The sequence below is a fragment of the Nocardioides lianchengensis genome, from assembly GCF_900101465.1.
In the GTDB taxonomy this organism is placed as follows: Bacteria; Actinomycetota; Actinomycetes; order Propionibacteriales; family Nocardioidaceae; genus Nocardioides; species Nocardioides lianchengensis.
Genome location: NZ_FMZM01000002.1, coordinates 429,532 through 445,572, shown reverse-complemented (window position 1 = coordinate 445,572; position 16,041 = coordinate 429,532). Strand labels below are relative to the sequence as shown.

Sequence of the window (16,041 nt, the reverse complement as noted above, 5' to 3'; positions counted from 1 at the left end):
TGGTCTACTCGCCGGTCACAGCCCCTGTGTGACGGACTACCCCGCCGTCGCGCCCGTCCAGGATCTCCCGCACCAGCATGGTGGAGCCGACGACGGCGGCGGGCATCACGGCGACGGCGCCGAACGGGACCAGGAAGAACGCCTGGGTGGCCAGGCCCAGGCCGAGGACCGACGAGCCGTGGCCGGCCAGCACCTCCTGGCGGGCCGCCCGGTCGAGGCCGCGGGACTCCAGCGGCCGCGAGACCAGCTCGCCGGCGAGCAGCCGGGCGGAGACCACGAACCCGAGCACCGCGCCGACCACCGCACCGACCAGGGGCAGGAAGCCGATCACCGCGAGCACCAGGGCCATCCCGACGCCCGCCAGCATCAGCCCGCCCGCGTCGCGCAGCGAGCGCCAGAAGCCGACGCCGCCCTCGGGGACCTCGCCGCCGATCATCCGCTCGGTCTCGCGCCAGATCCGCTCGTAGAACGGGTCGCCGATCGCCAGGGTCAGCCCGGTGAAGGTCACGCTGGCCAGCAGCACGGCCCCGCCGACCAGCAGCAGCGCCAGCCCCACCCGCAGCAGGGTCCGGACGCCGCCCCAGTCGTCCGCGAACGGCGTCAGCCACGCGACCAGGTCGCCCACGGTCAGCAGCAGCGCGACCAGCGCCGCGGTCACCAGCACCAGCACGATCAGCGCCGGCACCATGCCCAGCAGCATCAGCCCCGGCCGCCGGCGCCACATCGAGAACCCCTGCAGGACGTACGACGCCCCGTGCGCCACGCCGACCGGTCCGCTCACGGGCCCCAGGCTAGGGCCGGTGCCGGGTCAGCGCCGCTTCGGGCGGGCGTGGTCGATCGCCTCGAGCTCCTCGGGCGAGAGCTGCTGCTCGCAGGTCCAGGAGGCGATGCTCTTGGCGTAGGTCCGCGCCTCGGAGCGGCCGGCGATCGAGGTCAGCACCACGCCGTGCCCGGAGTCGTCGAGCAGGGCCACCGACCAGGAGAGGTGGCCGCCCATGTCGCCGAACGCGTCGTACCGGACGACCGCGAGGTGGCGCAGCGCGTCCTTGGCCTCGGTGCGCAGCGCGGCGACCTCCTGGCGCAGGCCGTGCACGTCCTCGGGCAGCTCCGCCGACGTCGTACGACGGCCGCTGCGGACCTGGCGCAGCAGCACCAGGGCCAGCGCCAGGGCGACCAGCGCGACGACCAGTGAGAGCACTCCGAGGACGACCACTCCCCGACCCTAAACTCAGGCCGTGACCGAACGACGACGCATCGCCTACCAGGGCGAGCCCGGCGCCAACTCCCACCAGGTGTGCGTGCAGCACTACCCCGACTGGGAGTCCGTGCCGTGCGCCTCGTTCGAGGACGTCTTCGCGGCCGTGGAGGCCGGCGAGGCCGACCTGGCGATGATCCCCATCGACAACTCGATCGCCGGCCGGGTGGCCGACATCCACCACTTCCTGCCCGGCTCGGGGCTGCACATCATCGCCGAGCACTTCCTGCGGATCCGCTTCCACCTGATGGCGGTGCCGGGTGCCGCGCTCGACGAGATCACCACGGTGCACAGCCACGTCCACGCGCTGGGCCAGTGCCGCAAGATCATCCGCGAGCACGGCCTGAAGGCGATCATCTCCGGCGACACCGCCGGCGCGGCCCGCGAGGTCGCCGAGATGGCCGACCGGACCCAGGCCGCGATCAGCCCGCCGCTGGCCGCGGAGATCTACGGCCTGCAGATCCTGGCCGAGGACGTCGAGGACGAGGACCACAACACGACGCGCTTCGTCGTCCTCAGCCGCGACCTGGTCGAGGCGGCGCCCGGCAACGGGCCGGTGGTCACCAGCTTCATCTTCAACGTCCGCAACCTGCCGGCGGCGCTCTACAAGGCGCTCGGCGGGTTCGCGACCAACGGGGTCAACATGACCAAGCTGGAGAGCTACATGGTCGGCGGCGAGTTCACCGCCACTCAGTTCCTCGCCGAGGTCGACGGCCACCCGTCCGACGCCGGCCTGGCCCGGGCGCTCGAGGAGCTCACGTTCTTCACGACGGACGTGAAGATCCTCGGGGTTTACCCGGCGGACGCGTTCCGGTCCTGACAGACTCACCGCTCGTGAGAGAACGGGTCCTGCAGCTCGTCGAGTCGGCCCGCTTCCAGTGGTTCATCATCGGCGTCATCCTGGTCAACGCGGCCGTCATCGGCGCGGAGGTCTCCCCCTCCTGGATGGCCGAGCACGGCGACGCCACGACCGCGGTCGGCCGGGTCACCGTGGTGATCTTCGTGATCGAGATCGTGCTGCGGATCTACGCCCACGGCCGCTCGTTCTTCCGGGGCGGCTGGAACCTCTTCGACCTGTTCGTCGTGCTGATCGCGCTGACGCCGGGCGCGGGGTCGTACTCCGTCCTCCGGGTGCTCCGGGTGCTCCGCGTCCTGCGCCTGCTCTCGACGATCCGGTCGATGCGGCTGGTGGTCGCCGCGCTGGTGAAGACCGTGCCCGGCATGGCCTCGATCGGCGCGCTGCTCGGCATGCTGATCTACATCTCGGCGGTGATGGCGACCCAGATGTTCGGGGACGCCGATCCCGAGCGCTTCGGCTCCCTGGGGGACTCGCTGGTCGCGATGTTCACCATCACCACCGGCGACGACTGGGCCAACATCATCAAGCCGTCGGTCGAGGCCTACCCGGCCGCCTGGTTCTTCTTCATCCTCTACATCGTCGCGTCGGCCTACATCGTGCTCAACCTCTTCATCGCGGTCGCCGTCGAGGCGCTCGACCGCGAGGCCGAGGAGGTCACCGACGAGATCGAGGAGGTCGTGGACGAGTCGACCGAGGCGATCCTGGCCGCCATCGCCGACCTCAAGACGCAGGTCGCAGGCCTGGAGCTCCGACTGGACCAGCGCTGAGCTGACGGGCCAGCCGGTCGACCTGCGCCTCCAGCCGCCCGAGCTCCGCGACCAGGTCCATCTCCCCCGCCAGCCGGGGCAGCTGGCGGGTGCCCCACTGGTCGCGGCACTCCTCCTGGACCGCCATCCGGGCCCGCAGCACCGCGCCCCGGCGCTCGGCCGCGCCGTCGAGCACCCGGTGGGCGGCGGCGCGGTCGCCCGTCGCCGCCGCCCGGACCACCTCGGCCAGGGCCGACTGCGTGAGCCGGGCCAGGTCGTCGATCGCGAAGCGGGTGCGTTCCTGCGAGGTGGTCATGACTCGATGCTGCGCCGTACGCGCGGGCGCCGGTGACGTCCTGACGGATCCCTGACGGGACGGACGTCGTTCCTGACGGAAGCCGGACGCCGGATAGATTCACCGGGTGAGCGAGCCAGATCCCCGTACCGCCGACCTCGGCTTCGCCCGGGTCGACGTCGACCGCGCGGCGCGCACCGGCGACCCCGAGGTCGTGTACGGCGAGGGCAAGACGCCCGACCAGGTGGTCGCGATCCTGCGGACCCTGCACGAGCGGCACCCCGACCGGGCCGTCCTGGCCACCCGACTCTCGCCCGACGCGCTCGCGGTCGTCGCCCGCGATCTCCCCGACGCGGTCCTGGACCCCGTCGCGCGGGCCGCCACCCTGGGCCCGATCCCCGCCCCGACCGGCACGGTCGCGGTCGTCAGCGCCGGCACCTCCGACGCGCCGGTCGCCGCCGAGGCGGCCCTGACCATCCGGGTGCACGGCGGCGGGGTCGACCGGATCGACGACGTCGGCGTGGCCGGGCTGCACCGGCTGCTGGCCGTGCGCGACCGGCTCGCGGAGGCCGACTGCCTGGTGGTCGTCGCCGGCATGGAGGGCGCGCTGCCGTCGGTGGTCGGCGGGCTGACCGGCGTCCCGCTGGTCGCCGTACCGACGAGCGTCGGGTACGGCGCCTCCTTCGGCGGCCTGTCCGCGCTGCTCGGGATGCTCAACTCCTGCGCGCCGGGCGTCACGGTCGTCAACATCGACAACGGGTACGGCGCGGGCGTCTTCGCCGCCCGGGTCGCGCGGCAGTCCGCGCGATGAGCCGCGCCGTCTGGATCGACGCGTCCTCGGGGGCCAGCGGCGACATGCTGCTCGGCGCCCTGGTGGGGGCGGGGGTCCCGCTCGACGTCCTCCAGGCCGCCGTCGACGACGTGGCCCCCGAGCCGATCGCGCTGCGGGTCGAGGCGGTGACCCGGAGCGGGTTGGCGGCCACCCGGGTGCACGTGGAGGGCACCGAGTCCCACCACCACCGCACCTGGCGCGACGTGCGGGCGCTGATCGGCGGCCACGAGCGGGCGCTGGCCGCGTTCGAGCGGCTGGCCGTCGCCGAGGCCACCGTGCACGGGACCACCCCCGACGAGGTGCACTTCCACGAGGTCGGCGCCCTGGACGCGATCGCCGACGTGGTCGGGGTCTGCGCGGGCTTCGACCACCTCGACGCGTCCTCGGTGACCGTCTCGCCGGTCGCGGTCGGGTCGGGGACGGTCCGGGCCGCGCACGGCACGCTGCCGGTCCCGCCGCCCGCGGTCGTCGAGCTGCTGCGCGGCGTGCCGTCGTACGCCGGGCCGGCCCCGTTCGAGTCCTGCACGCCCACCGGGGCCGCGCTGCTCACCACCCTGGCCACCGCGTGGGGTCCGCAGCCGCTGCTGACCACCTCGTCCGTGGGCGTCGGCGCGGGCGCGCGCGACGCGGAGGGGCACGCCAACGTGCTGCGGCTGCTGGTGGGCGCGCCCTCACCGGCCGCCGCCAACACGGAGCTCGTCCTGGAGGCGAACGTCGACGACCTCGACCCCCGGCTCTGGCCGAGCGTTCTGGACGCGCTGCTGGCCGCCGGCGCCGCCGACGCCTGGCTGACGCCGATCCTGATGAAGAAGGGCCGGCCCGCCCACACCCTGTCGGTGCTGGTGACGACGGAGCGGGCCGACGTCGTCCGCGACGTGGTCTTCCGGGAGACCACGACGATCGGGCTGCGCTCGTACGACGTCGCCAAGCACGCCCTCGACCGCTCCGCGGTGGAGGTCGTCGTGGGGGGGCAGGTGGTGTCCGTGAAGGTGGCCCGGCTGGAGGGCCGGGTGGTCAACGCCCAGCCGGAGTACGACGAGGTCGCGCGGGCCGCGGCCGCACTCGGGCGGTCCGTGGGCGACGTGCTCGCCGAGGTGCGGGCGACGTACGACGGACGGATTGTCTGACAATCCCGTCGGAGGCACTACGCTCCTCCCATGACGTCCACGGGTGCCGAGCACGGCGCGAGCAGCGAGGTCGGCCGACTCCAGACGGTGATGCTGCACCGTCCCGGCAACGAGCTGAAGCGGCTGACGCCCCGCAACAACGACAAGCTCCTCTTCGACGGGATCCCGTGGGTGGCCCGCGCGCAGGAGGAGCACGACGCCTTCGCGCAGGCCCTGCGCGACCGCGACGTCGAGGTCCTCTACCTCACCGAGCTGCTCACCGAGACCCTGGAGAGCGAGGTCGCGCGCAACCACGCGATCACCTCCGCCCTCTCCGGGCTGCACCTCGGTGACACGATGCGCGGCTACCTCGCCCGCTTCCTGCGCGAGGCGTCGCCGGCCGAGCTGACCGACTACCTCACCGCCGGCATCCGCAACGACGAGGTGCGTGGCGGCTTCGGCCTGGTGACCTCGCTGCTCGACCCGCACGACTTCCTGGTCGACCCGCTGCCCAACCTGCTCTTCACCCGCGACTCCAGCGTGTGGGTGCAGGACCGGGTCGCGATCACCTCGCTGTCGATGCCGGCCCGCAAGCGCGAGACCCAGCTGACCGAGCTGATCTACACCGAGCACCCGCGCTTCCGCGGCACCCGCAAGATCCACGGCTGGCACAGCGAGTACGTCGAGGGCGGCGACGTCCTCCTGCTCGGCGACGGCGTGATCGCGGTCGGCGTCGGCGAGCGGACCACCCCAGCCGGGGTCGAGCGGCTGGCCCGCCAGGTCTTCCACGCCGACCTGGCCCACACGGTCCTCGCCGTCCCCATCGCGCAGGAGCGCGCCACCATGCACCTCGACACGGTCTGCACGATGGTCGACGTCGACAAGATCGTGATGTACCCCAACGTCGCCGACTCGCTGACGGCGTACGCCGTGACGCTCGCCGAGGGTGCGGAGTCCGACGCCGAGCTGACCCTGCGGGTCGCCGACGCCGAGCCGTTCCTGGTCGCCGCGGCCAAGGCGATGCAGATCGACACCCTGCACCAGATCGACACCGGCCTGGACCCGGTCACCGCCGAGCGCGAGCAGTGGGACGACGGCAACAACACCCTCGCCCTCGCGCCCCGGGTCGCCGTCGCCTACGAGCGCAACGACGAGACCAACGCGCGCCTCGAGGACGCCGGCATCGAGGTGGTCCGGATCGCCGGCTCCGAGCTCGGCTCCGGCCGCGGCGGGCCGCGCTGCATGAGCTGCCCGGTCGCGCGGGAGCCGCTGCCGGCCTGATCAGAGGCCGGGAAGCAGGACCCGGCCGCCCGGGACGAAGGCGTCGGCGCCGGGCTGCGATGGCTCCACGAGCGCGCAGCGGAGCTCGACCACCGAGCAGCGCCAGATGCCAGTGACGGCCTCGTCCTCCGCGAGGTACTGCGCCACCACCACCTCGCTGTCGCTCTCCCAGCCGACGACTCGCAGGTCGCCCTGCTCCAAGGGGACGACGGTCGCTCCCGCCCGGGTCGCGATCCGGATCCCACCGGCAGCGGCCTCGGCGTACTGCTCGCCGTCGCCGGACCACGCTCCGGAACCGTCGCCGTCGGTCTCCCAGAGCGCTCGGAACCGGTTGCGGTCGTCGACCTCGCCCGCGACGAGGGTCTGGGGACTCGGTGCGACCAGGCCCCCCGGGCGCGGGCCGATGAGGCCGACCTGCGCCTCGGCGCTCAGGCCGGTGACCGGCCGGATCCGCTGCCCGTCGGGGTCCCAGGTCGAGAGCTCGGTCGCGTCCGCGCTGCGCAGCACCACGCGGCCGTCGGGCAGCACGCCGACGGCCGTCGAACCCTCCGCGTCCGGCGGCAGCGACAGCGCCGACCCGCCGGTGGCCGAGCTGACCACGACCGACCAGCCCGTCTCGGGATCACCCTCGACCCAGGCCACCGTCCCGTCCGCGCCGATGACGGGCGTCCCGCTGACCGGGCCGTCCCCCAAGGGGTTGGGACCACCCCGGTCGACGCGCACCCAGGCTCCCGGATCGGTCCGGACCAGCGTGGTCCGACCCGCGTGCAGGATCGCGGTCGCGTCGACAGCGACCTGCGCGTCGCCGAGATGCAGCTGGCCGTCGTCGGCCCCCCACCAGGGCAGCTCCAGCGGCCGTCCCAGGGCGTCACCGGCCGGCGCCGGCGCCGGGTCGACCGCCCGGTCGTGGCCGCCCGGCAGCCCGGTCTGTCCGAGCACGGCGACGACCGCCACGGCCGCGGCGGCCAGGCCGGCGACGACCGAGCGGCGTCGTACCCGCTCGCGACGACCGGCGGCGGCCAGGCCCGGGGTGTCGACGTGCGGGGCGTCCAGGTCGGTGGCGAGCGAGCCCAGCTCGCGGGCCAGGCGCTGCTCGAGGTCGTTCATGCCTGCTCTCCCATCGTCTCGCGCAGCGACCGCAGGGCGGCCGAGCAGGTGGACTTCACGGTGCCGGGGGCGATCCGGAGCTCCTCGGCGATCTCGCGCTCGCTGAGCCCCTCGTAGTAGCGGAGCACCACCACCGCGCGCTGCCGCGGCGGGAGCGCGCTGACCAGCGGCCAGAGCGCGAGCCGGTCGTCGGGGTCCGGGTCGTGGACGGCGGCGTCCGGCGGGCTGTGGACCAGCCGCTCGCGGGTGAATCGCGCGGGCCGTCGCGACGACACGAAGGCGTTGACCAGGGTGCGCCGCGCGTAGGCCTCGGGCGAGGTGGCCCGGGAGACGCGGCGCCACGCGGCGTACACCTTCACGAGCGCGACCTGCAGCAGGTCCTCGGCGTCGGCACGGCTTCCGGTGAGCAGGTACGCCGTCCGGAACAGGGTCGCCGAGCGGGCGGCGACGAACTCCTCGTAGGAGCCCGTCCTCGCGTCGCCGGCCACGGAGTCGATCATCACGTCCGGTAGACGCGGCCTGTTGTGCGGGTGGTTCAGTCGGGGAACCATGCGGTCATGACGGAATCGTTCTTCGACGCGTTCAGCCCGCAGGAGGTCGCGCGGATCAGCTCCGCCGGCACCCACCTGACCCTCCCGCAGGGCTGGTCGCCGATCTGGGAGAACACCCCCGCCGACAAGGCGTACGTCGTCCTCGGCGGCACCGTCTCGGTCCGCCGCGACGGTGCGGAGGTGGCCCAGCTCGGGCCCGGCGACATCGTCGGCGAGGCGGCGATCCTGAACCGGAAGCTGCGCAACGCCACCATCGTGGCGCTCACCCCGCTCGAGCTGATCCACCTGACCGCCGAGTCGGTGCGCGAGCTCTGCGACGAGATGCCGACCTTCCGGGCCACCCTGGACCGGGTGGCGGAGTCGCGGCTCGGGTGAGCGACCAGCCCGACCTCTCGGGGGCGCTCGAGACGGTCGAGGAGTACCTCCTCGGCTCCCGCCCCTCCCTGACCCGCGTCGAGGTGGCGGCGGAGGCCGGCGTACCGCTGGTCGTGGCGGAGCAGCTGTGGCGGCTGATGGGCTTCCCGAACGCGGCCGACGACGACGTCGCGTTCACGGCCGCCGACGTCGAGGCGCTGCGGCTCAGCCACGACCTGATGGAGCTCGGCATCCTCAGCCCCGAGCGGCAGGCGGCGCTGGTGCGGACGTGGGGGCGCAGCTACGCGCGGCTCGCGGAGTGGCAGACCACACTGCTCACCGACGTCGCGCTGGAGGCCGACGACCCGGTCGCCCAGCTGACCTCGCTGGCCGAGCAGGTGCTGCCGCGGGTCGAGTCGCTGCAGTCCTACGTCTGGCGCCGCCACCTCGCGTCGGCCGCCTCGCGCACCCTCGCGGTGGAGTCCGTCGGCTCCCCCGCCGCTCCGCTCGCGGTCTGCTTCGTCGACATCGTGGGCTACACCTCCCGCAGCAAGGCGCTCAGCGAGGCCGAGCTGGTCGGCTGGATCGAGGGCTTCGAGGACGCCGCCACCGGCGTCGTCGCCGACCACGGCGGGCGGATCATCAAGAACATCGGCGACGAGGTCCTGCTGGTCGCCGACTCGGCCGCGGCCGCCGCCGAGATCGCGCTGACCATGACCGCGCGCGGCTCCGACCCGGCCGACGACTTCCCGGAGGTCCGGGCCGGGGTCGCGTACGGCGACGTCGTCTCGCGGCTCGGCGACGTCTTCGGCGAGACCGTCAACCTCGCCGCCCGGCTCACCTCGGTCGCCCGGCCCGGCACGGTGCTGGTCGACCGCGGCGCGCACGACACGCTCGACGGCGACCCGTCGTACGTCTTCCGGCACCTGCGGCGGACGCCGGTGAAGGGGTACGCCAAGCTGCAGCCGTTCGTGCTGCGGCGCCACGCTGGCGGGCGCGGGACGGAGCTGTAACGATCAGCGGATCGTGACCTGGCGGTTGGCGAGCCCGCTGCGGGCGGAGCGCTGCTCGGGGGTCAGGTCGGAGGTGTCGGCCAACGCCTCGGCGAGCGCCGTCGCGAACTTCTCGGCGGGCTCCTCGAGGGCCTCCGGGCCGGTGCCGACCGGCAGGTCCCAGACCGGGCAGAGCAGGCCGTGGGCGCGGAACATGCCAACCAGGCGGGACTCCGGCACCAGCACGTCGGCGCCGGCGGCGTGCAGCCGCGACAGCGCGTCGAGCAGGTCGTTCTCGGGCTCGGGCATCACCCAGCGCAGGTGCTCCTTGGTGCCGACGTTGGTCCAGTACGCCGCCGGCACCGACGTCAGCTTGGCGGTCGGGTGCACCGAGCCGTTGGCCTGCTCGAGCGCGGCCTCCATGCCGGTCTGGTCCTCGACGTCGGCGACCCAGTACTCGAAGCCCTCGTGCACGGTGATGTCGAGCTCGCCGCCCTCGACCAGGTCCTGCAGGCGCGGGCCGGGGCCGGGGTCGCTGGTGAGCCCGACGATGCCGGACTCGCCGCGCTCGGCCTGCTCCAGCGCGGCCGTCAGCACGGCGGCCAGGTCGCGGGACGGGTCGCCGAAGGCGTGCTGCACCTGCAGGCCCAGCCACACCTCGCCGCTGTCGCGCACCATCGCCGGCGCGGCCATCGGCAGCAGCGACGCGAGCAGCACCTTGCGGTCGCCGTTCTTCAGGGTCAGCGGCGCGGTCGCGGCGGGCACCAGCTCGCGCAGGGCGACCAGGTCCGGCTCGGACGGCAGGCCCTCGAACGGGCGGCTGACGTACGCCGTACCGGCGCCGCCGGGCGCGCCGTGGCAGGCCTTGTAGCGCTTGCCCGACCCGCACGGGCAGGGCTGGCGCGGACCGACCTCGCCCTCGGCGAGGGGGGCGGCGTCGCGGTTCTTGGTGCGGGACTTCTTGGCCATGAGGCCGGACTCTAGTTGTCGAGCAGCTCGAGGAGGTACGCCGGGCGGTCGCTGATGACGGCCTTCACGCCGAGCTCGCGGCACAGCTCCAGCTGCGTGGGCGTGTTGACCGTCCACACGTGCATGTCGTGGCCGCTGCGGGTGATCCACTGCCCGAACCGCGGGTGCTCGGTCAGCTCGTCGATGCCCGGCCCGACGATCCAGTCGTCGCCGATCACCCGCCGCAGCATCGGCCAGAACTCGACCCGGTCGATCAGCATGACCAGGGGGATGTCCGGCGCCAGCCGCTCGACCCGCTGCAGCGCGGTGTAGGAGAAGCTCATCACCCGCGCCGGCGTACCGGGGCCGTCCCAGCCGAAGTCGCGCAGCAGCTCGACGACCCGCTTCTCGACGAGGCCGCCGTACCGGGTCGGGTGCTTGGTCTCGATGGCGATCTCGACCCGCCGGTCGTAGTCGGCGACCACCTCGAGGAGCTTGCGCAGCGTGAGCACCTTGTCGTGCTCGGCGTCGCGCTCGGGCGCCTCGTCGTCGAGGTCGGCCCAGGGGTTCTTCCAGGACGCGAAGTCGAGCTCGGCCAGCTCGGCGAGCTCCATCGTGGAGACGGTGCCGCGGTGGCTCGCCGTACGGCGGAGGCTGCGGTCGTGCACGCAGACGAGGTGCCCGTCGGCGGTCAGCCGGACGTCGCACTCCAGGCCCTCGGCCCCCGCGTCCAGGGCGGCGACGTACGCGCCCAGGGTGTGCTCGGCGTTGTCGTGGCTGGCGCCTCGATGAGCGACGACCTGCGGCCTCATGGCGCCCATCATTCCGCGAGGATGGCGTCATGGACGACACCGGACTGCTCCGACACGCCATCGCGATCTCGGCCGACGCCGTGGCCCACGGCAACCATCCCTTCGGCGCGCTGCTGGCCTCGCCGTCCGGCGAGGTGCTGCTGACCGCGGAGAACACCGTCGTCACCGAGCGCGACGTCACCGGCCACGCCGAGACCAACCTCGTCCGCCTGGCCTCGCGGACCCTCGCGCCGGCCGACCTGGCCGCGGCGTCGCTCTACACCAGCTGCGAGCCCTGCGCGATGTGCACCGGCGCGCTCTACTGGGCCGGCATCGGCCGGCTGGTCTTCGCGATGTCCGAGGCCGACCTGCGCGAGATGACCGGCGCCCACCCCGACAACCCCACCCTGGCCCTCCCCTGCCGCGACGTGCTCGCCGCCGGCTCGCGTCGTACGCCGGTCGAGGTGGTCGGGCCGCTGATCGCCGACGAGGCGACCGTGCATCACGCGGGGTTCTGGGGGTGATCGGCGTCGGGTGTCCTAGTTCCCCTGATCACCGGGTAAGTAGGACGTTCCCGGCCAACGCGATCCCCGGGAACGTCCGGGACAGGCCAGGAACCCCCGCGGCCGACCGCGGCGCACCGTCGACGCCGGCCCGATCGACGGCGTAGGTTCCCGGCATGAGCAAGCCGTTCGGCGAGGACCCGTGGCGCAACGTCCAGGCGGTGCGCCTCGACGGCGACGGCACGTTCCACGCCCCGGTCCGGGCGAACGGCACCGACGGGATCGTCGTCGGGACCGAGGCGATCGCCGCGGCGGACGCGCGGCCGGCCGATCCGGCTCCCGCCCGGCCCGGCCTGCTGCGCCGACTGCTGCGGCGCCGCTGACCTACCCCTGCTCGCGCAGGTACCGCCCGAAGTGCGGCACCGTGAACGCGATCCGGCCCCGCTCACCGGAGTAGATCAGCCCCTTCTTCAGCAGCGAGTCGCGGGCGGGCGAGAGCGACTGCGGCTTCTTGCCGAGCACGGCGGCGACCTCGGCGGTGCCGACCGAGCCGACCGCGTCGGAGTCGGGGCCGGCGGCGTCGGCCATCGCGCGGAGGTACTCGCGCTCGCCCGGGGTCGCCCGCTCGTAGCGGGAGCCGAAGAAGCCGACGGCCAGCTCGCGCTCCGCCTCGGGGGCGGCGACGGCGATGTCGGACGCGGTGATCGGGCTGCGGGGGGCGACGTCCCAGGCGGCCTTGCCGTAGGCCTGGATGAAGTAGGGGTAGCCGCTGGTGGCGTCGTAGAGGGCGGCCAGGGCGGCGTCGGCGTACGCCGCGTCCTCCTCGGCGGCCGGTGAGGACAGCGCCCGGTCCGACTCCTCGCGGGAGAGCCGGTCGATGCGCTGGTAGGAGAAGAGCCGCTCGGAGTAGGACTTGCTCGCCGACAGCACCGCCGGCAGGTGCGGCAGGCCGGCGCCCACGACGATGACCGGCAGCCCGTTCTGGGACAGTTCGTGGCAGGCGGCGCAGAGGGCGGAGACGTCGTCGGCGCCGAGGTCCTGCATCTCGTCGACGAACACCGCGATCCCCCGGCCGGTGTCGGAGGCCAGCCCGCCGACGTCGGTCAGCAGCTCGACCAGGTCGATCTCGACGTCGCCGGAGTCGGCGCGCCCGCGCACCGGAGGTACGTCGATGCCGGGGCTCCACCGGTCCCGCAGCTTCGCGTCCGGCCCGGCCTCGCGCTGCGCGAACGACCGGATGACCCCGAGGACGTGGTCGGCCTCGTCGGTCGAGGGGTGGCCGAGCTCGCGGACCGCCTGGTGCAGCGCGGAGGACAGCGGCCGGCGCAGCGACTGGTCGGGCCGGGCCTCCAGCTTGCCGGTCCCCCAGCCCCGTCGTACGGCGGCCGAGCGCAGCGCGTTCAGCAGCACCGTCTTGCCGACGCCGCGCAGCCCGGTCAGGACCAGCGAGCGCTCCGGCCGGCCACGCGAGACCCGTTCGAGGACGACGTCGAACGCGCGCAGCTGGTCGTCGCGACCGGCCAGCTCGGGCGGTCGCTGACCGGCGCCGGGGGCGTACGGGTTCCGGATCGGGTCCACGATCGGACCGTATCGGGGTGTCTAGGAGATTTCGTAGACCGGTGCCGTGTCGGGGCCGTGGTCGACCGCGGCGTCGTAGGCGAGGTCCAGACCGGCGCGCAGCATGTCGATCAGGTCGGGCACCTCGTCGACCGCCAGCCGGAACGACCCGGCGCAGACGTTGTCGCGCCACAGCGACAGCACGACCAGGCCGGAGTCGTGGTGCCACGAGACCCGCAGCGCACGCTCCGCACCGCGGGCGTCGAGGTAGATCGACCCCAGCTGCGGGAGCGGACGGGCGGCGGTCATGCCCCATGATGCGCCGTGAACGCCCCGCCTGTCACCGGTTCGGTCGGTCTCGATACACCGCCTCGTTCCTCGGCGGCACTCGACCACCGATCTCCTCCTAGACTGCTTGCTGTGCCCGAACTGCCCGAGGTGGAGGCGCTGGCCCTCGACCTGAGGAGCCGGCTGGACGGTCGCGCGATCACCAAGGTCCACGTGGCCCAGTTCAGCGCGCTGAAGACCTTCGACCCGCCGCTGTCGGCGGTCGAGGGGACGCTGGTCGACGACGTGACCCGACACGGCAAGTTCCTCGACCTCGAGGCCTCCGGCGTCCATCTGGTCCTCCACCTCGCCCGGGCCGGCTGGGTGCGGTGGCGCGACGAGGTCCCGACCATCCCGCCGAAGCCGAGCACCAAGTCGACGCTGGCGGTCCGGGTGGTCCTCGACGACCAGTCGGGCCTCGACATCACCGAGGCCGGCACCCGCAAGAGCCTCGCGATGTACCTCGTCCGCGACCCCCAGGACGTCCCCGGCATCGCGAGCCTGGGCCCCGACCCGCTGACCGACGACTTCACCGTCGACGTCCTCGGCGCGATCCTCCAGCGCGAGGGCCGCAAGCAGGTCAAAGGCGTGCTGCGCCACCAGGGCACCATCGCCGGCATCGGCAACGCCTACTCCGACGAGATCCTGCACGCGGCGCGGATGTCTCCCTACAAGCCGGCGAGCAGCATCGAGGGCGACGACCTCCAGACCCTGTACGACGCGCTGCGCACCACCGTCGGCGACGCCGTCGAGCGCTCACGCGGCCTGGCCGCCGCCGACCTGAAGAAGGAGAAGAAGAGCAACCTCGCGGTGCACGGCCAGACCGGGAAGCCCTGCCCGGTCTGCGGCGACCTCGTCCGCGAGGTCTCCTTCGCCGACTCCTCCCTGCAGTACTGCCCCACCTGCCAGACCGGCGGCAAGCCGCTCGCCGACCGGCGGATGAGTCGGCTGCTGAAGTAGCCGTCGTACGGTGGTCCCATGATCCCGAGCGTGTCGATCGACGAGGTCCCCGACCCCATCCCGGAGCTGCTGGCGATCCTCGACGTCCGCGAGGACGTCGAGTGGGAGCACGGGCACATCGACGGCGCCGTGCACATCCCACTGATGGACCTGCCGCACCGCCTCGACGAGGTGCCCTCCGGCCAGGTGCTGGTGGTCTGCAAGGTCGGTGGCCGCTCCGGCCAGGCCGTCGGCTACCTCGCCCAGCAGGGCATGGACGTCGTCAACCTCGACGGCGGGATGCTCGACTGGGCCGGCGCGGGCCGGCCGATGGTCAGCGAGACCGGGCAGGACCCACAGGTCGTCTGAGCCGTCCTCAGTACGGCGCGCCGCAGGTGGCGCGGGCCCAGTCGTCGAACGCGTGGTAGGCCGCGTCCTCGGACTCGCTGAGCTCCGGCAGGTCGTCGAGCGTCGAGAGGTCGTCGTCCAGCGCCCCGGACGGGATCGACCGGTTCTTCTCGGCGTAGACCGTCAGCCCGCGTCGAACCTCCGCATCGACGTCCCGGGGCAGGCCCGCGGCCGCCATCCGGTCGGCGTACTCGACCTGGTTGTCGGCGAAGTCGGCAGCACCCGTCGCCATGTCCTCCATCAGCGGGAACGGGTTCAGGAACGCTGCGCAGAACTCCTCCTCCGTCCCGACCGCCAGCTCGGGCAGGTCCCCGTCGCCGGTCCCCGGCTGCCCGCAGACCAGCCACAGCACCCCGGCGACCGCCGCGAGCACGGAGACGACGGTGGTCGCGACGGCGGCGACGAGGAGGCGGTCCACGGCGGGAGGCTAGTGCCCGGCGAACACCCCCGGCAGCGGAACGGTGAGTGACGCCCGCAACAGCTCCAGGTACGACGCCCGCGGCACCTCGACGACCCCCAGCGAGGCCAGGTGCGGGGTCTGCCACTGCACGTCGAGCACCCGCCGGTCGGCGTGCTCGTCACGGAGCAGCTCGACCAGCCCGACCAGGGCCACCTTGGAGGCGTCGGTCGCGCGGTGGAACATCGACTCGCCCGCGAACAGGCCGCCGATCGCGACGCCGTACAGGCCGCCGACCAGGCGCCCGTCCTGCCAGGTCTCGACCGAGTGCGCCCAGCCCAGGTCGTGCAGGCGGCCGTAGGCGCGGCGGATGTCGCGGTCGATCCAGCCCTGCGGCCGCCGCGGGTCCGCGCAGGCGGCGACGACCTCGTCGAAGGCGGTGTCGACCCGGACGTCGTACTCGCGCACCGAGCGGCGCAGCGAGCGCGACACCCGCAGGCCGTCGAGGGGCAGCACGCCGCGGTCGACGGGGCTGAACCAGTACGTCGGGTCGCCGCGGCGGGCGCCGGGCATCGGGAACAGCCCCGAGCGGTACGCCGCGAGCAGGGTCCCTGGCTCCAGGTCGGCCCCGATCGCGACCAGGTCGTCGAGGTCCCCGTCGTCGGCGAGCGCCGGGTCGGGCAGGACCCAGGGCGTCGCAGGCGGCTCGATCGGCACGCCTCGACCCTAGTGCCGTGCGTCGAGAGTCCTGGGGCGCTTCGCGCACTCCGGGCACGCCGACCGATCGACGACT

22 protein-coding genes are annotated in these 16,041 nt (G+C 73.5%); 11 read left to right on the top strand and 11 right to left on the bottom strand.

The window, feature by feature from the left end; all coding sequences use genetic code 11:
- Window positions 1-4: 4 nt before the first annotated feature.
- Together BLT76_RS05755 and BLT76_RS05750 are read right to left on the bottom strand one after the other, a co-directional pair.
- The gene (locus tag BLT76_RS05755; protein ID WP_090852024.1) at window positions 5-781 is read right to left on the bottom strand and encodes an EI24 domain-containing protein; all 777 of its coding nucleotides are present in this window, start codon (window positions 779-781) and stop codon (window positions 5-7) included.
- Window positions 782-808: 27 nt separating this feature from the next.
- Entirely contained in the window at window positions 809-1,213 is a 405-nt protein-coding gene (locus BLT76_RS05750; RefSeq protein WP_211752732.1) for a DUF4446 family protein, read from the bottom strand.
- A 22-nt stretch (window positions 1,214-1,235) separates the two neighbouring features.
- Between BLT76_RS05750 and BLT76_RS05745 the strand changes: the two genes are divergently transcribed.
- On the top strand, window positions 1,236-2,075 hold the full coding sequence (locus tag BLT76_RS05745) for a prephenate dehydratase (RefSeq protein ID WP_090852021.1): 840 nt from the start codon (window positions 1,236-1,238) through the stop codon (window positions 2,073-2,075).
- Between the two features lie 14 nt (window positions 2,076-2,089).
- On the top strand, window positions 2,090-2,881 hold the full coding sequence (locus BLT76_RS05740; RefSeq protein WP_211752730.1) for an ion transporter: 792 nt from the start codon (window positions 2,090-2,092) through the stop codon (window positions 2,879-2,881).
- On the opposite strand, the gene BLT76_RS05735 is transcribed toward BLT76_RS05740, so the two are convergent.
- Window positions 2,835-3,176 (bottom strand): hypothetical protein, encoded by a 342-nt coding sequence (locus tag BLT76_RS05735; RefSeq protein WP_090852019.1) that lies wholly within the window; start codon window positions 3,174-3,176, stop codon window positions 2,835-2,837. The two genes, BLT76_RS05740 and BLT76_RS05735, sit on opposite strands and share 47 nt — an antisense overlap.
- Window positions 3,177-3,282: 106 nt before the next feature.
- Here BLT76_RS05735 and larB point away from each other — a divergent pair, with 106 nt between their 5' ends.
- From larB to BLT76_RS05720, 3 genes are read left to right on the top strand one after another with little or no spacing between them, the layout of a single operon-like run.
- Window positions 3,283-3,966: a nickel pincer cofactor biosynthesis protein LarB gene (gene larB, locus BLT76_RS05730; protein ID WP_090852017.1), complete on the top strand. Its 684-nt coding sequence runs from the start codon at window positions 3,283-3,285 to the stop codon at window positions 3,964-3,966.
- Window positions 3,963-5,114 (top strand): nickel pincer cofactor biosynthesis protein LarC, encoded by a 1,152-nt coding sequence (gene larC / locus BLT76_RS05725; RefSeq protein ID WP_090852014.1) that lies wholly within the window; start codon window positions 3,963-3,965, stop codon window positions 5,112-5,114. The genes larB and larC overlap by 4 nt, the downstream gene beginning before the upstream one ends.
- A gap of 30 nt (window positions 5,115-5,144) precedes the next feature.
- Entirely contained in the window at window positions 5,145-6,374 is a 1,230-nt protein-coding gene (locus BLT76_RS05720) for an arginine deiminase (protein ID WP_090852011.1), read from the top strand.
- Here the strand turns inward: BLT76_RS05720 and BLT76_RS05715 are convergent, their stop codons facing one another.
- Together BLT76_RS05715 and BLT76_RS05710 are read right to left on the bottom strand one after the other, a co-directional pair.
- A complete protein-coding gene (locus BLT76_RS05715; RefSeq protein ID WP_090852008.1) occupies window positions 6,375-7,481 on the bottom strand; it encodes a hypothetical protein in 1,107 nt (368 codons plus the stop codon). It lies immediately after the preceding gene.
- Window positions 7,478-7,981, bottom strand: a complete 504-nt coding sequence (locus BLT76_RS05710) for a SigE family RNA polymerase sigma factor (protein ID WP_170866948.1) — start codon at window positions 7,979-7,981, stop codon at window positions 7,478-7,480. Before BLT76_RS05710 ends, BLT76_RS05715 begins: the two co-directional genes overlap by 4 nt.
- Before the next feature lie 57 nt (window positions 7,982-8,038).
- Here BLT76_RS05710 and BLT76_RS05705 point away from each other — a divergent pair, with 57 nt between their 5' ends.
- The gene (locus tag BLT76_RS05705) at window positions 8,039-8,407 is read left to right on the top strand and encodes a Crp/Fnr family transcriptional regulator (RefSeq protein ID WP_090851999.1); all 369 of its coding nucleotides are present in this window, start codon (window positions 8,039-8,041) and stop codon (window positions 8,405-8,407) included.
- On the top strand, window positions 8,404-9,399 hold the full coding sequence (locus BLT76_RS05700; RefSeq protein WP_090851996.1) for an adenylate/guanylate cyclase domain-containing protein: 996 nt from the start codon (window positions 8,404-8,406) through the stop codon (window positions 9,397-9,399). The genes BLT76_RS05705 and BLT76_RS05700 overlap by 4 nt, the downstream gene beginning before the upstream one ends.
- A 3-nt stretch (window positions 9,400-9,402) precedes the next feature.
- Here the strand turns inward: BLT76_RS05700 and BLT76_RS05695 are convergent, their stop codons facing one another.
- Both BLT76_RS05695 and BLT76_RS05690 read right to left on the bottom strand, forming a co-directional pair.
- Window positions 9,403-10,347, bottom strand: coding sequence for a DUF5926 family protein (locus tag BLT76_RS05695; protein WP_090851993.1), 945 nt, complete (start codon window positions 10,345-10,347; stop codon window positions 9,403-9,405).
- An 11-nt stretch (window positions 10,348-10,358) separates the two neighbouring features.
- Complete coding sequence (locus BLT76_RS05690) at window positions 10,359-11,138, bottom strand: glycerophosphodiester phosphodiesterase family protein (RefSeq protein ID WP_090851989.1); 780 nt, start codon at window positions 11,136-11,138, stop codon at window positions 10,359-10,361.
- A gap of 29 nt (window positions 11,139-11,167) precedes the next feature.
- On the opposite strand from BLT76_RS05690, the gene BLT76_RS05685 reads away from it, so the two are divergent.
- Both BLT76_RS05685 and BLT76_RS05680 read left to right on the top strand, forming a co-directional pair.
- Entirely contained in the window at window positions 11,168-11,641 is a 474-nt protein-coding gene (locus BLT76_RS05685; RefSeq protein WP_090851986.1) for a nucleoside deaminase, read from the top strand.
- A gap of 155 nt (window positions 11,642-11,796) precedes the next feature.
- Complete coding sequence (locus BLT76_RS05680; RefSeq protein ID WP_090851983.1) at window positions 11,797-12,003, top strand: hypothetical protein; 207 nt, start codon at window positions 11,797-11,799, stop codon at window positions 12,001-12,003.
- A gap of 1 nt (window position 12,004) precedes the next feature.
- Here BLT76_RS05680 and BLT76_RS05675 read toward each other — a convergent pair whose 3' ends face one another.
- Window positions 12,005-13,198, bottom strand: a complete 1,194-nt coding sequence (locus BLT76_RS05675; protein WP_090851979.1) for an ATP-binding protein — start codon at window positions 13,196-13,198, stop codon at window positions 12,005-12,007.
- Between the two features lie 21 nt (window positions 13,199-13,219).
- The gene (locus BLT76_RS05670) at window positions 13,220-13,486 is read right to left on the bottom strand and encodes a hypothetical protein (protein WP_090851976.1); all 267 of its coding nucleotides are present in this window, start codon (window positions 13,484-13,486) and stop codon (window positions 13,220-13,222) included.
- 111 nt (window positions 13,487-13,597) lie between these two features.
- Between BLT76_RS05670 and BLT76_RS05665 the strand changes: the two genes are divergently transcribed.
- Entirely contained in the window at window positions 13,598-14,464 is an 867-nt protein-coding gene (locus BLT76_RS05665; RefSeq protein ID WP_090851973.1) for an Fpg/Nei family DNA glycosylase, read from the top strand.
- An 18-nt stretch (window positions 14,465-14,482) separates the two neighbouring features.
- The gene (locus tag BLT76_RS05660; RefSeq protein ID WP_090851970.1) at window positions 14,483-14,812 is read left to right on the top strand and encodes a rhodanese-like domain-containing protein; all 330 of its coding nucleotides are present in this window, start codon (window positions 14,483-14,485) and stop codon (window positions 14,810-14,812) included.
- Window positions 14,813-14,819: 7 nt separating this feature from the next.
- Here the strand turns inward: BLT76_RS05660 and BLT76_RS05655 are convergent, their stop codons facing one another.
- Complete coding sequence (locus BLT76_RS05655) at window positions 14,820-15,269, bottom strand: hypothetical protein (RefSeq protein ID WP_090851967.1); 450 nt, start codon at window positions 15,267-15,269, stop codon at window positions 14,820-14,822.
- A 9-nt stretch (window positions 15,270-15,278) separates the two neighbouring features.
- Entirely contained in the window at window positions 15,279-15,965 is a 687-nt protein-coding gene (gene aat / locus BLT76_RS05650) for a leucyl/phenylalanyl-tRNA--protein transferase (RefSeq protein WP_090851964.1), read from the bottom strand.
- Window positions 15,966-16,041: the final 76 nt, after the last annotated feature.

Excerpts from the sequence above, each read along its gene's own strand:
- BLT76_RS05735 (WP_090852019.1), bottom strand. The coding sequence starts at position 3,176 with ATGACCACCTCGCAGGAACGCACCCGCTTCGCGATCGACGACCTGGCC.
- larC (WP_090852014.1), top strand. The coding sequence starts at position 3,963 with ATGAGCCGCGCCGTCTGGATCGACGCGTCCTCGGGGGCCAGCGGCGAC.
- BLT76_RS05720 (WP_090852011.1), top strand. The coding sequence starts at position 5,145 with ATGACGTCCACGGGTGCCGAGCACGGCGCGAGCAGCGAGGTCGGCCGA.
- BLT76_RS05715 (WP_090852008.1), bottom strand. The coding sequence starts at position 7,481 with ATGAACGACCTCGAGCAGCGCCTGGCCCGCGAGCTGGGCTCGCTCGCC.
- BLT76_RS05710 (WP_170866948.1), bottom strand. The coding sequence starts at position 7,981 with ATGATCGACTCCGTGGCCGGCGACGCGAGGACGGGCTCCTACGAGGAG.
- BLT76_RS05705 (WP_090851999.1), top strand. The coding sequence starts at position 8,039 with ATGACGGAATCGTTCTTCGACGCGTTCAGCCCGCAGGAGGTCGCGCGG.
- BLT76_RS05695 (WP_090851993.1), bottom strand. The coding sequence starts at position 10,347 with ATGGCCAAGAAGTCCCGCACCAAGAACCGCGACGCCGCCCCCCTCGCC.
- BLT76_RS05690 (WP_090851989.1), bottom strand. The coding sequence starts at position 11,138 with ATGAGGCCGCAGGTCGTCGCTCATCGAGGCGCCAGCCACGACAACGCC.
- BLT76_RS05685 (WP_090851986.1), top strand. The coding sequence starts at position 11,168 with ATGGACGACACCGGACTGCTCCGACACGCCATCGCGATCTCGGCCGAC.
- BLT76_RS05680 (WP_090851983.1), top strand. The coding sequence starts at position 11,797 with ATGAGCAAGCCGTTCGGCGAGGACCCGTGGCGCAACGTCCAGGCGGTG.
- BLT76_RS05670 (WP_090851976.1), bottom strand. The coding sequence starts at position 13,486 with ATGACCGCCGCCCGTCCGCTCCCGCAGCTGGGGTCGATCTACCTCGAC.
- BLT76_RS05660 (WP_090851970.1), top strand. The coding sequence starts at position 14,483 with ATGATCCCGAGCGTGTCGATCGACGAGGTCCCCGACCCCATCCCGGAG.